Origin of the sequence: Sphingomonas quercus, assembly GCF_018863195.1 — a bacterium.
Classification (GTDB): domain Bacteria; phylum Pseudomonadota; class Alphaproteobacteria; order Sphingomonadales; family Sphingomonadaceae; genus Solisphingomonas; species Solisphingomonas quercus.
Window position 1 is genome coordinate 474,522 of the sequence record NZ_JAHKRT010000003.1, and the last position, 13,189, is coordinate 487,710.

The following is a 13,189-nucleotide window of genomic DNA, read 5'->3' on the forward strand; positions in this document are numbered from 1 at the left end:
TGAACCGGCGTCGCCATCCGCGAAACGAATCACGAAGGCCGATAAACCCGACCAAAGCGCCGGAATTCGCGACGGGCATGTCGGGAAGGCTTCTCGACATCCAAATCCCGCCAGCCTATGCGCTGGCCCAAACAGCTTATGAGGGTGGCAGGAATATGGTGAAGCCGAGTAGCGCGCTGGACCGGGTGCTCGTCCTGGAGATGGTGCGCGTCACCGAGGCGGCGGCGATCGCTGCCTCCCGGCTCACCGGCCGCGGCGACGAGAAGGCCGCCGACGCCGCCGCCGTCGAGGCGATGCGCGAGGCCTTCAACGAGCTCGAGTTCGACGGCACGGTCGTCATCGGCGAAGGCGAGCGCGACGAGGCGCCGATGCTGTTCATCGGCGAGAAGGTCGGCCGCGGCACCGGCCCGAGGATCGACATCGCGCTCGATCCACTCGAGGGCACCACCATCACCGCCAAGTCGGGGCCGAACGCGCTCGCCGTGCTCGCCATCGCCGAGGAAGGCGGGCTGCTCAACGCGCCGGACGTCTATATGGACAAGCTGGCGGTGGGGCCGGGCTATGCCGAGGATATCGTCTCCCTCGATCGCACCCCGACCGAGAATGTCACCGCGCTGGCCAAGGCCAAGGGCGTCCGTCCGGACGAGATCATCGTCTGCGTGCTCGATCGCCCGCGCCATGACCGGCTGATCGCCGAGCTGCGCGGCGTCGGCTGCGGCATCGCGCTGATCCCGGACGGCGATGTCGCGGGCGTCATCGCGGTGACCGATCCGGACACCACCATCGACATGTATATGGGCTCCGGCGGCGCACCCGAGGGCGTGCTGGCGGCCGCGGCGCTGACCTGCGTCGGCGGCCAGTTCCAGGGCCGGCTGCTGTTCCGCAACGATGACGAGAAGGCCCGCGCCCGCAAATGGGGCGTGACCGATCTCGACCGCATCTATCGCCTGAAGGACCTGGTGAAGGGCGACGCGATCTTCGCCGCCACCGGCGTCACCGACGGATCGCTGCTGGCCGGCGTCAAGCGTCGCGCCGGCGGGCTGATGACGACGGAGAGCGTGGTGATGCGCGCCTCCTCCGGCACGGTGCGCTGGGTGAAGGGCGAGCATCGCAAGGGTGGCTGAACGCCGATAGGCCCGGCAGAGGAGTGGCGGGCGGACCGATGAAAATGCCTCTGCTCGATATTTATTGGCGACGGGCCGTGATGCTCACGGTGGCCCTGTGGCTGTTCGTCGGGCTGACTTTCCTGCCGATTCTGGTCGAACGCCATCTCAACGACGACTGGACCTCGATCGCACTCGATTTCTCGACCGTGTTCCTGTCGATGGTGCTGGCGATGCCTTTGTTCGCCATCTTCCGCGCCACCCAGGACTGGGCGACGTGGCAGCGGGCGGTCGTCATCGCCGCCTCGGTGGCCGGGGTGTCGGTGTTCCAGACCATCCTGGATTTCCAGTTCACCCGCTTCGTGGCGTCGAACTTCAAGCCCAGCTGGGCGGAAGTGCCGCAGGATCTCAGCCGTTTCTACAGCGCCATCTACAATTATGTCTGCGCCTATGGCGTCAACGTGGCGCTGTTCAACCTGTCCTTGTCGCGCATCCGCACGGCCGAACAGGAACGCGATCTCGTTCGCGCCCGCTCCGCCGCACAGCAGGCGCAGCTCGCTGCGCTGCGCTTCCAGCTCAATCCGCATTTCCTGTTCAACACGCTCAACGCCATCTCGGCGATGATCGTCACCCGCCGCAACCACGAAGCCGAGGCGATGACCGAAAAGCTTTGCGCCTTCCTGCGCGCCTCGCTTGACGCCGATCCCAACGAACTGGTGGCGGTGGAGGAGGAACTGGCGCTGCTCGAGGATTATCTCGACATCGAATCCGTCCGCTTCGGCGAGCGGCTGGTCGTCGTCATCGACAGCGTGCCCGAGGCCTCGGAGATGCTGGTGCCGAATTTCCTCCTCCAGCCACTGGTCGAGAATGCGGTGAAATATGGCGTGTCGCGATCGCGCGAGCCGGTGACGATCCGCATCGGGGCGCTGGTCGACGCGGGCAAGCTGATCCTCAGCGTCGAGGACGACGCCATCGCCAATAATGGCAGCCCCGACGCGCAAGGCACCGCCACCGGCCTCACCAATGTGCGGCGCCGGCTGGAAGCGCTCTACGGGACCGAAGGCGCGCTGGTCGCGGGGCCGGGCGAGCGCGGATTTCGCGCCGTGCTGACCTTGCCGGCCAAACGCGCCGACTGAGCGATTCCCCCTCGGCCCCCGGGCTGTTAGGAAGGGGGGATGCAAGGCCCTCCCCCCATTTGCGGCGTGACGCGATCCGTGCTCGGCCAGGCGTGGCGCTGGCGCGGGCCGGCGGCGGACAGTGACGACGGCTTCGCGCCCGACGAACTGATCGACCGGCTGCTGATCGCCCGCGGCTGCGCGCGCGACGCCCTCGGCCTGCACCGTCAGCCGACGCTGCGCGGCTTCATGCCCGATCCTTCCCGGTTCCGCGACATGGACTGCGCCGCAGCCCGTCTGGCCGATGCGATCGACGCAGGCGAGGCCATCGCGGTGTTCGGCGACTATGACGTCGACGGCGCCACCTCCGCGGCCCTGCTCATCCGCCTGCTGCGCGAACTCGGCGCCGCCCCCCGCGCCTATATCCCGGATCGGCTGATGGAGGGCTATGGCCCGTCCGGCGCGGCGCTGGTTCGGCTGGCTCAGGAGGGGGCGCGGCTGGTCGTCACCGTCGACTGCGGCGCGCAGGCCTTCGAAGCGCTGGCTGAGGCAAAGGGCGTGGGCCTCGACGTCATCGTCGTCGATCATCACAAATGCGCGACGGCGCTCCCGGACGCGGTGGCGATCGTCAACCCCAACCGGCTGGACGAGAGCGCCGAGGGGGCCGCCCATGGCCATCTCGCCGCGGTCGGCGTCGCCTTTCTGCTCGGCGCGGCGCTGTTGCGCGAGCTGCGCCGGCGCGGCCGCTTCGCCGACAGGCCGGAGCCGAGCCTGCTGCCGCTGCTCGATCTGGTGGCGCTGGGCACGGTCGCCGATGTCGCGGCGCTGCGTGGGCTCAACCGCGCGTTCGTCACCCAGGGTCTGAAGGTGATGGACAAGGGCGGCAATATCGGCCTCGTGGCGCTGGCCCGTGCCGCCGGCCTCAAGCGCGTCGCCACCGCGAGCGATCTTGGTTTCGCGCTCGGACCGCGCATCAACGCCGGCGGTCGCGTCGGCCGCGCCGATCTCGGCGTGCGCCTGCTCACCACCGATGACGAGGACGAGGCTGCGGCGATCGCGGCGGAGCTGGACGCCCTCAACCGCGAGCGGCGCGCCATCGAGCAGGCGGTGAGCGAGGCCGCGGTCGAGCAGGCGCTGCGCCAGGACAATCGCGCCGTCATCCTCGTCGCGGGCGCCGGCTGGCACCCGGGCGTGATCGGCATCGTCGCCGGGCGCCTCAAGGAGCGGTTCGGCCGGCCGGCGTTAGTGGTGGCGATGGAGGGCGGCACCGGCAAGGGTTCGGGCCGCTCGATCAGCGGCGTCGATCTCGGCGCGGCGGTGCTGGCGGCGAAGGACGAGGGCCATCTCGTCGCCGGTGGCGGACACGCCATGGCGGCGGGGCTGACGGTGGCGGCGGATCGGCTGGAGGCGCTCGGCGCGTGCCTCGAGGCGCGGCTGTCAGACGCGGTGGGGCGCGCGCGGCAAGATCGCGCCTTGTCCTTCGACGCGGTGGTAGCGCCGGGCGGCGTGACCGGCGCGCTGGTCGACGCGCTGGATGCGGGCGGGCCCTATGGCGCGGGCTGGCCGGCGCCGCGGGTGGCGGCGGGCCGGGTGCGGCTGACCCGTGCCGACACGGTCGGCGACGGGCATGTACGCGTCGTCGCCACCGGCGCCGACGGACGCAGCCTGAAGGCGGTCGCCTTCCGCCAGCGCGACACGGCGCTGGGCCAGGCGTTGCTCGGCGCCGGGCCGGGACGCTGGCTGTGGCTGGCCGGCCGCGCACGACGCGACGAATGGACCGGCCGCGAGGCTGCCGAGCTCCATATCGACGATGCGGCGTTCGCCGATGGCTGCGGTTGACCGGGCGCCGCGCCTCCCCTAAGCGGCTGGCTTCACCGCGACGGCCCCATCGTCTAGCGGTCTAGGACGTCGCCCTTTCACGGCGAAAACACGGGTTCGAGTCCCGTTGGGGTCACCAAAGCTCGCCGAAAGCCCAGAGATTGGGCCAAAGTGGCGGTTTTCAGTCAGTTATAAGTGCCTGTGGGTCACAATTTTGTGATACAAAGAGGCATGGAAAAGATGGCTGACATGCACCGGCTTTTGAAGCGCGGGGATACCTTCCACTATCACCGCCGCGTCCCGCTCGACCTCGTCGACATAGTAGGCAAGAAATTCATTCGGAAGGCGCTGGGCACCGACAGCCCCAAGGAAGCGCGTCGCCGCCGCGTCGTTGAAGATGCTCGCGCGGATGCGATGTTCCGAGCTGCGGAAAAAGGCATCAGGCCCGGCTCGGGCCGTGCTGGCGTGTCGCTGGATACTCTGACGGGCTATGTGCGCGAAACCGTGGAGACGATGGATCGTAAGGCGTCGGAGCGCCTGGCGCTGGCTCCAGCCGATAGCGAGCAAAAATTAGCGGGGAGGTTGGAGGATGCCCAAATTGAACTCGGAATCCTGACCAATGCCGCCGATCCACGCCAGGACGAACTCGTATCGCTAGCTGCCGACCGCATCGCTCACGCTAACGGCGTGGACCTGACCGACGCCGCGCTGATCGCCCAGTTCGCTGAAGTCGTGCGGCGGGGCCTGGTGGAAGTCGCCCGGCGTCGCATCGGACGACTCAGAGACGATAACGGCAAAGCCTTCCACGACGTCCTCTTTGATCCCGCACAGGCCCCTGCTCCGACCAGCACGGCCGTACTCGACACCGACATCGTGGACGCCTGGGCGGCAGAGCGCCGCCCCTCCCAGAAGTCGATAGACAGCCATCGGAGCGAAGCCCGCAAGTTTCTTGCTCACACCGGCACCAAGGCGGTGGGGGCGATCACACGGGATGATGTGCTGACCTATAAGGCAGCCCTGATAGCCCGCGCCCAAAGCCCCGCGAACATCAAGACCCGGCTGGGACGCCTTAGCACCGTGCTGAGCTGGGCCACCGAAAACGGCCACCTTGCCGCCAACCCCGCAAAGGGGATCACAATCAAGGTGCCCAAGAAGTCCAAGGACAAACGCCAGCCCTTCGGCTCCGACGACCTCAATGCGATATTCGCCGGCTCCGTTCATGCGGATGGCGAACGCCCCCTTCGTGGACGCGGGGAAGCCGCTTACTGGCTTCCCCTGCTGGCGTTGTTCAGCGGAGCCCGTCTGGAGGAGATGGCCCAGCTTCGCCCCCATGACGTGGCCCAACGTGCCTATATCGACGGTGAGGGTGAGACCCAGCAGGGCTGGTTCATCAAGATTCTCGAGGTCGATGGTGAGGACGGTACCACGGTCAAAACCGTGGACAGTGAACGCCTCGTGCCCGTGCATCCTGTGCTGGAAGCGCTCGGCTTCCTCACATTTGTAAAGGCCCAACAGGATGCCAAGCACACTCGCCTGTTCCACCTGCTCAAGCCAGGAGCTTACGGGCGATTTGGCAGCAAATGGGGCGAATGGTGGAGTTTTTACTTACGTAATACTATAAAGATTACTGACAAGCGCATCGTATTCCACAGTTTTCGCCATACTTTCAAAGATTTGTCCCGCCATTGCGGCGTGCCTGAGGGCGTAGCACGCCAGATCATGGGCCACGGCGGAGAGGACGTCGCCGACCATTACGGCAACGGCCATTCTCTGTTCCAGCTCGTCAAGGGCATGGCAAAAGTGAAACCCGTGGGCGTGAAACTACCCCCGCCGCCAGCGAGCTAGCCGACCCAGCTTCTGGCGCGGGCTGACTTAACCAAGCCCCAGCGTCGTCGCCACACCCGCAACGGCATCACGCTTGAAACGAGAAAGCCCCCGCCCGGCCAGGCGGGAGCTTTCAGGAGCGCCGAGACGACGCTGATCTACAACAGCATTCCTACGTCCCGCGCCCCTCTCGACGCAACTCGAAAGGAGCAAGAACCGTGGCCATCAAAATCAAGGTGCAGAAATCTGCACCCCCGCCGCCCGCTGTCGTCATAGGGCATCTGAAGCGCACCGCCCGGAAGCTCGCCGAGTTGATATTGGAGCATGCGGACTATGAGTTCGAGGGCTTCACTTGGCTTTCAAGCACGTTCGGCGGAATCGCCAGTCAACTGGGCGTGAATGAAAAGACGATCGCGCGTAATGCTCAGAAACCACCGTTCCACTACATCCATCGGCAAACGTCCGAGGACGGCAAGCACATTCTGCTGAAGCTCGGGACCGAGCCTTGCGAAACCGATCATATGTACAGGCTCCGCGCCGTGTGGGTCCGCGGACTGGCGCACTTCAACGAGGCAGCGATGCAAATCTGGCCGACAGACGCCATCAGAGCGAAGCACGCTGGCAAACCCCATAAGCGACTACTGAAGCGTATCGAGGACGCTCAAAAATGGGCGCCTGCGCTGGAGAAACTGAAGGCCGGCAAACGCATTTCTTACAACGTGCAGCCCCACGAAATGGGCTTGCTCCGCCAGTGTGTGAAGAAGCTGGGCGACGACGCCTTTCCCACTATCGCCTGCCTCACCTCTTGGAACGGCTGGCACAAGTTCATATCCTACACGAAGATCGCGGATCGGATCGAAGACAAATATTACCACTGGCCAACCCTTGGTCCGATCGCCGGCAACCCTGATATTGCCCTGCAGGCGTATCTCGACATCGTGCAAGAGGGAGGGAAAATCGACCTCATCGAGAGCACCAGGCTGAACGCCAAGATAGCCACCTTGGAGCCCCAAAGCACCCCATAGCGCAAAAATGTCTGTTTCTCTTATCCCATGTTCTTACAGTTATATTAGTCCATACACTGATATATCCACGGGGAGAGAGAAACGGACATATCAGTGCATGGCTAGTCGCTTCGCTCCTAGGCCATGCCCTGGGTCTCGGGAAAGGATGAGACGATAGATACGATATCAAAGAAGAAATTTACGCGCGCGACCAGCTCGTGCAATTAATTGCACTTAACTCCTCCGTAAGACCCAGGCGTTAAGTCCGGGTGCTCAGCCCCAGGCAGAAGCGCCTATGTCAGCCCAAGACACTTCCGATATCACCTCCCTCAAACAGGAAGCCCTGACGCTCGCTGCCAAGCCCACCAAGAGCTTCCACGCCTTCGCCCTCGCGTTGTGGGCGGAATATCAGGAGGATCGCTCAGTCCTGTATGATGTGGAACGAGTCGCCGGGATCAAACTCCGGGCACTATTCTATCTGCTGAGCGTGGGTGCGCTTCTCAACGGCTACCGCATCCCTGAGGAGCGGGCCGAACGGATCGGCTGGACCAAGCTCCGCATCGTTGCCCAGCACGTCAAAAGCATGGAGAAGGTCAGCCCCGAGGATGTAGAGGCCCTACTTCAGACCGCCCTGACAACGACAGCGCACGCGCTCACAGCCGCCCTCACCCTCCACGACGCTGCCCCGGCGGCTACGACCCGCGCCGTCCTCCTACGCCTATCGGCCGAGCAATATGCCCTCGTCGAGGCAGCGTTGATCGCGTGCCACGCCCGCAAGCGCGGGAGAGGGCTTGTAGGCAAGGAAGAGGCTATTACCGAGCTGGCACGAATCCATCTGCAGAAAGCTCAATAGGAGTTAGGCTCGAGGCCTCAGTGCAGCTTCGATCAACTCCCCCAACCACCGCAGCTCACCATCACCAAGGCCGGCGAGCCTGATGGTGATATCGTTGAGGGCAGCCCGCTGAAGCTGGCCGGACGGCAGTTCGGACGTGAACAGCTCGGCGGGGTCTACGCCTAGGGCCTGGGCAAGCTGGGTGATCATACCGAACCGCGCGCCCGTGGCTCCTGATTCGATTTTCGAAATCATGTCGGTGGAAGCACCAGCGCGCTCGGCCAGCGCTTCCTGGGTCAGCCCTAAGCGCGCCCGATGCGCTTTGACCAGCCTTCCGAACCTGCGGCGTAGATCGTCCATGCCCCTGCCTCCAAGGCATGGTTAGGGGCGTATTCGATTCTCCATCACCGACGTGGATTCTAGTTTCGGAGAATATCGTAATCTATTTGCAACTCCTCGACGCACAAGTAAGTTCCTTCGGGGCTCCCGCGGGGAACCCACGCACAATGGAGCAAGCCTTGTCAGACGCTGTTCGTGAGCTGCGCAGGAAGCTGCAAGCCGATGACCGCAACCGGAGAATCAGACGGAGGTGGCTGGTAGGCATCGCCGCGATCTTGGTGGTGATCCTGTCCGTGCTGGCCGAGGCCATCTATCTCAAAGGCGTCATTCGATCGGAGCCGTGCGACCTGGTTGTGGGTCCCATTCCGGGACGCCTCGGCCAGTAAAAAGACGGACCGCCATCGCTATCTGCTGCTGTCTCTAGCCTGTCTCAGATGGGCGTGGGCCCCGTCTCTAGACACTTCGAAGGACTCGTCGATTTCAGCATCCCCAGCCGCCTTGCTGACGCATTCCCGGGGGGATCGACCGCTCCACCGCCACCCCGAATATGCGGGGATCAGCGGTGGGTTTCCAAACGAGCGATATAGCGGATTTCTATTGGCCCCGCCGCTATCGAAGCTAACGATCATGGTGGGTCACTCGGTTCTCGACCTCCCTCACAGGAGGCAGACCATGCAATCAGAAATTCCCGCGATCCTCGACCCTTGGGTTGCCAGCTCGTTGCTCCAGAAGGCGATCCGCCGGGGGGAGGTCGAGCACGCCGTCCGCGCGGCGCAGGCCCTCCATCGCCAGCGCGGCACCGGCATCTGGGGGCGCTTCCTCATCATCGCGTGCGAAGACGTCGGAATCGCTGATCTCGACCTTGTCCAGCATGTCACGCTGGTGGGGATCGACCGCACTGTGCGGAAGCCCTTCGGCACGGACGAGGAGGTCGCGGCCGACCTCGCCCGGCGTCTGGCAGAGGCTCCGAAGGATCGGTCCAGCGACTATCTGGCTTGTGCCGCGATCCAGCACCCTGAATATGAACAAGAGCGCGAGAGTGTCGCGCTGCTGTCCACGGACGAGCAGATCGCGGCCGCCGTTGACCGGGGTCAATCGGTCATTCGACGCGCCATCGCGACGTGGCATGCTTCGGGCGTCAATAGCGGTGGCCCACGTGTGGTCCGGCCCAGCAATCTGCCGCTATTGCTTCACGGCTTCGATCTGCTGGGCCTTCCCCATCCGCTTTCCTCCATCATCGAGACCGCTGCGCGAAAGAGCCGCGAACCCATGGTCGTCATGCTGCCGCTGCTTTGGGCGCTATGGCGTGAAGGTGACGAGGAACGTCGGAGCGCAGATGTGAGCGTGCCAGCCGCACTGTCCTGCCGGGGTGTTCCTCTTTGGACGTTCGACAAGCATACCCGGCTCGGTAAGCGGGCGATCGCGCGCTTCATCCATGAGAATGTCGCTGTCGATGCCGTGCTATCCGAGCATGTTCCGGATTTCCGCGCGCGAGACATAGCCGCGATGGCGGCCTTCTACGCCGACGCCACACCGATCGCGCGCCGCCTGGTGTGGAGCAGATCGCATGAGCTGGAAGCGCTTGGCCTCGAAACCGACATGCTCAAGATTGGCTGCCCACGCGCGGGCATCGAGCCGCTAGTCGAGGTGGTGCGGGCGAATCTCGATCATCTCAACGTCATCCGCCATCGCCTCTTCGCCGCCCAGGCGAACGGAGGGAGCGCGGCATGATGTCGGAGAAGGCTCTCGACCCTAGTTGTGCAATTAATTGCACGAACGATCCCGCCTATATGGGCGACCTGCTCGCATTTCGGGAATGGACGGCATCCCCACTTCCAGAGGCAATCCGCCATCTCCTGGCCCACTCCCTCTCCGCCAACTCCAAACGCGCCTACGCGGCGGATTTGGCGCATTTCAAGGCCTCCGGCGGGCACATCCCCTGCTCCCCTGAAGCCTTTGCGTCCTATCTCGCTGACATGGCCACAACCCATGCCGTCACGACGATCCAGCGACGGGTCGCCGCCATCGCCAAAGCACATCGGGCTTGCGGTTACCCCGATCCCACCAAAGCCGAGATCGTGGCGGCTACGATGCGCGGGATCAGGCGAACCGAGGGCATGGCGCGTCGCGAGGCTCGGGCCCTTCTGCGCGACGACCTGTTTGTGGTGCTGGAGCGGATCGGCGGTCGCCCAATCGATGTTCGTGACAAGGCCCTCTTGCTCATTGGCTTCGCGGGTGCGTTCCGCCGGTCTGAGCTTGTCGGACTGGACCGCGAGGATATCGAGCATGTCCGGCTAGGGGTCGTGCTCCATCTGCGCCGCTCTAAAACCGACCAGGCAGGGCAAGGCCGCAAGATCGCAATCCCCTTTGGACGGACGCGCTGGTGCCCGGTCCAGCACCTCACCGACTGGCTCGCCCTAGCGGGGATCGAACGGGGGCCGATCTTCCGCAGCATCGATCGACACGGACGTATCGCGAAGGGACGCCTATCCGGCGGGGCGATCTCGACGATCGTCAAGAAGCGGATGGAAGCCGCCGGCTTCGCACCCGATGCGTTCTCCGGCCACAGCCTACGCGCGGGCCTCGCGACCAGCGCCGCCGTGGCCGGTGCGTCCATGTGGAAAATACGGCAGCAGACCCGCCATGCCTCCGACGCGATGCTGATCCGCTATATCCGCGACGGCGATATGTTCACCGACAACGCGGCGGGAGCGATATTATGAACGACACCTTCAAAAGCGAGACGCTATTGCTCGAGACAGGGCCTCGCAAGCCTTGGTACTTTCAATCACTCTTGAGAGGATTTTTGCCCCCGCTGAACGTCAGCATAATCGGGCAGAACTACACGGCAATTTCCCATCGTCGCATGTGGGCTTGACCCAGGACGCCAGCTGGCACGAAATGGAAACATCGAATCTGACGAGGTTAACGGTGGCACTAGACAATTCGAACGTGGACAAGCTCGGCAAATGGGAACTCGATCAGACCCACAACGTAGATTGCCTCATGGGCCTACGCGGCTTGCCCGATGACTGCCTCGACGTCATCGTCACTTCGCCACCCTATTGGGGCCAGCGCGGCGCCGGAGGTTTGGGTTCCGAGGCCGATCCCCGAGACTATGTCGCCAATCTGGTCGAGATTTTAAACGAGGCCATGCGAGCCCTCAAGCCGACCGGAACGCTCTGGCTAAACGTTGGTGACGCATATAATACGCCGATTAACTGGCGCGAGGAAGATTACACACACAGCTCTCTTGGCGCCGAGGGCAAGGGTCTACCAGCGACGAACTCGGCCTATACGAAGAACCGCGGGCGCCGGAAGGCTTTCATCGAGAAGGGAGCCGGCTGGCTCCAGTACGGCAATCTGCTCGCCGTGCCCTACCGCATCGTCATTGCCATGGGCGACAAGGGCCACCTGTTTCGCGGTGAAGTCATCTGGGAGAAGAGCCGACCGCTACCCGAGGGCCTTTGCCGCCGGCCGCATCGTCGCCATGAGGGCATCTACATCTTTGCGAAGGAGGAAAAGCACCACTTTCGCGTAAAGCCTCCCGTAGGGTCGGTGTGGAAGCTGACGATGACACCAAACAAGCTACCTCACTGCTCCACATTCCCGCTCGACCTGCCCTTCCAATGCATCAGTGCCGCAGGCATCCCGGATGGCACCACTGCAGTCGTCTGCGATCCATTCATGGGAAGCGGTACGACCGCGCGCGCGGCGGCCAGTATGGGCCACCACTATATAGGCTTCGAACTAGACGCGACGATGACGACTATCGCCAACGGCGCGGTCGCGAACCAGGTTCAAGGGACGATGGCGTTCGGGTGAGAAGCCCAGCGCTGCACCAGCATATCGACAAACGGATCAGGATTCTGTGCGAGGGACAGCGTCCAAATCCGTTTGCCTGACTGCGTATTGGCCGGACTTGGTGGTGTCCGAAGGTTATACGAGAACAGCCCATCAAAATTGCCGGCGACTTCGATATAGCCTCGCTTCAGGCGCTCCTTCTCAACTCCAGCGGACCGGGCGCCGAATTCCCCCCAATTGACACCATTACCGTGCGGCGGCGGATAGCTTTTCGAATCCATAGTCAGCGCGACCGACAGAAGCCCACGCTGCATGAATGCCAAGCTAGCGGGCACGTCATCAACGATCCGCTCCGCTATGCTCGCCTTCACATGCGCACCGCCGAACACCACCCAACGGTCATCACGATACCCTTCGATAAAGATGTCGACCTTCGTGGATCGGACGCCCGCGACACCCAGCTTCTCAAGCAGCCGGTTCGCCTCATCCTTGTCGACGATCCTCATACGGATACCATGGGTCTCCAGACGGCTCTTGTAGAGTGCCACGAGCGCTCTTTCCAAGGCGTAGCCGGAAATCCGCTTCCATCTGTTATCAGAGAAGCCAAGATAGCATGCATGCCGGTAGATGACATGCTGCCACAGATCGGACGGGTTCGCCGCTGGACACACATTCACGATGTTCACGAACGCGAGCGCCACCGCATCCGAAATCTGCTTCTCAGATTCTAGCAGCTCGTCGAAATGCCGTTTCGCCTCCGTCACCTGCCGATCGTCAATTCCGTCGATCTCCACCCAAACGGATGGTATGCCACGCTGCGCCGACACGACCTCGATCGTCGCCATCAGACGCCACACCCTTCAGACATCACAAGCCCTCACGAACAAATCCCTATTACAGCCGAGCTACCACCAACGATCGCCTAGAGTCACGACCGCGTTTGGCGTGCCGGCCCACTTGCTAGAGAGAGCCTGCCCGAACTGCCCCCTCGGACTTGGCAGACACCTATTGGGGGAAGCGGACATCTCCACCGTCACCCCGAACTTGTTCCGGGGTCCACTCATCCTCCTGGCCTCGAGGCTCGTGGCTGGGTGGATGCCGGAACAAGTCCGGCATGACGACGGGTGCGGGATGACGGACTTCAGCCGTGACCCGCATCCTGGCTGATGCAAACACGAGCGATGATCAACCCCTGATAATCCACACTTATCAGAGCCTAAAAGCCGCATGAAGGGCATCCTAGTGACGTGCAATTAATTGCATAGTCGGTCGGCAGCGGGGTATTCGATGATGGTCGAAGCACCTTCGGACCATCAACCCCCTTTCCAAGCGAGATGCTCTATCGGCGGC

The 13,189-nt window shown here is 63.5% G+C and carries 12 protein-coding genes and 1 tRNA gene; 11 read left to right on the plus strand and 2 right to left on the minus strand.

The genetic code is table 11. The features are described 5' to 3' along the window. Positions 1-155: 155 nt before the first annotated feature. The 7 genes from glpX to KOF26_RS08045 all read left to right on the plus strand — a co-directional run bounded on the left by glpX (position 156) and on the right by KOF26_RS08045 (position 7,717). On the plus strand, positions 156-1,124 hold the full coding sequence (glpX, locus tag KOF26_RS08015; protein ID WP_216322852.1) for a class II fructose-bisphosphatase: 969 nt from the start codon (positions 156-158) through the stop codon (positions 1,122-1,124). 38 nt (positions 1,125-1,162) lie between these two features. Beyond that, the gene (locus tag KOF26_RS08020) at positions 1,163-2,239 is read left to right on the plus strand and encodes a sensor histidine kinase (protein WP_216322855.1); all 1,077 of its coding nucleotides are present in this window, start codon (positions 1,163-1,165) and stop codon (positions 2,237-2,239) included. 39 nt (positions 2,240-2,278) lie between these two features. Continuing rightward, complete coding sequence (gene recJ, locus KOF26_RS08025; RefSeq protein WP_216322859.1) at positions 2,279-4,057, plus strand: single-stranded-DNA-specific exonuclease RecJ; 1,779 nt, start codon at positions 2,279-2,281, stop codon at positions 4,055-4,057. Positions 4,058-4,099: 42 nt separating this feature from the next. Continuing rightward, positions 4,100-4,175 (plus strand) — tRNA-Glu (locus tag KOF26_RS08030). A 101-nt stretch (positions 4,176-4,276) separates the two neighbouring features. Further along, the gene (locus KOF26_RS08035; RefSeq protein WP_216322862.1) at positions 4,277-5,881 is read left to right on the plus strand and encodes a DUF6538 domain-containing protein; all 1,605 of its coding nucleotides are present in this window, start codon (positions 4,277-4,279) and stop codon (positions 5,879-5,881) included. Positions 5,882-6,078: 197 nt separating this feature from the next. Further along, complete coding sequence (locus KOF26_RS08040; RefSeq protein WP_216322864.1) at positions 6,079-6,885, plus strand: hypothetical protein; 807 nt, start codon at positions 6,079-6,081, stop codon at positions 6,883-6,885. 274 nt (positions 6,886-7,159) lie between these two features. Further along, positions 7,160-7,717 carry a hypothetical protein gene (locus KOF26_RS08045; RefSeq protein WP_216322867.1) on the plus strand — a complete coding sequence of 186 codons (558 nt, stop codon included), beginning with the start codon at positions 7,160-7,162 and terminating at the stop codon, positions 7,715-7,717. Between the two features lie 3 nt (positions 7,718-7,720). On the opposite strand, the gene KOF26_RS08050 is transcribed toward KOF26_RS08045, so the two are convergent. After that, positions 7,721-8,056, minus strand: coding sequence for a helix-turn-helix domain-containing protein (locus KOF26_RS08050; RefSeq protein ID WP_216322870.1), 336 nt, complete (start codon positions 8,054-8,056; stop codon positions 7,721-7,723). 146 nt (positions 8,057-8,202) lie between these two features. Here KOF26_RS08050 and KOF26_RS08055 point away from each other — a divergent pair, with 146 nt between their 5' ends. The 4 genes from KOF26_RS08055 (at position 8,203) to KOF26_RS08070 (ending at position 11,860) form a co-directional block, all read left to right on the plus strand. Continuing rightward, positions 8,203-8,421 carry a hypothetical protein gene (locus KOF26_RS08055; RefSeq protein ID WP_216322873.1) on the plus strand — a complete coding sequence of 73 codons (219 nt, stop codon included), beginning with the start codon at positions 8,203-8,205 and terminating at the stop codon, positions 8,419-8,421. Between the two features lie 286 nt (positions 8,422-8,707). Continuing rightward, positions 8,708-9,766: a hypothetical protein gene (locus KOF26_RS08060; RefSeq protein WP_216322876.1), complete on the plus strand. Its 1,059-nt coding sequence runs from the start codon at positions 8,708-8,710 to the stop codon at positions 9,764-9,766. Continuing rightward, complete coding sequence (locus KOF26_RS08065) at positions 9,763-10,758, plus strand: site-specific integrase (RefSeq protein WP_253201232.1); 996 nt, start codon at positions 9,763-9,765, stop codon at positions 10,756-10,758. The genes KOF26_RS08060 and KOF26_RS08065 overlap by 4 nt, the downstream gene beginning before the upstream one ends. 151 nt (positions 10,759-10,909) lie before the next feature. Then, positions 10,910-11,860: a DNA-methyltransferase gene (locus KOF26_RS08070; RefSeq protein WP_216322880.1), complete on the plus strand. Its 951-nt coding sequence runs from the start codon at positions 10,910-10,912 to the stop codon at positions 11,858-11,860. On the opposite strand, the gene KOF26_RS08075 is transcribed toward KOF26_RS08070, so the two are convergent. Next, positions 11,836-12,684, minus strand: coding sequence for a PDDEXK family nuclease (locus KOF26_RS08075; protein WP_216322884.1), 849 nt, complete (start codon positions 12,682-12,684; stop codon positions 11,836-11,838). The genes KOF26_RS08070 and KOF26_RS08075 overlap by 25 nt on opposite strands. Positions 12,685-13,189 lie beyond the last annotated feature (505 nt).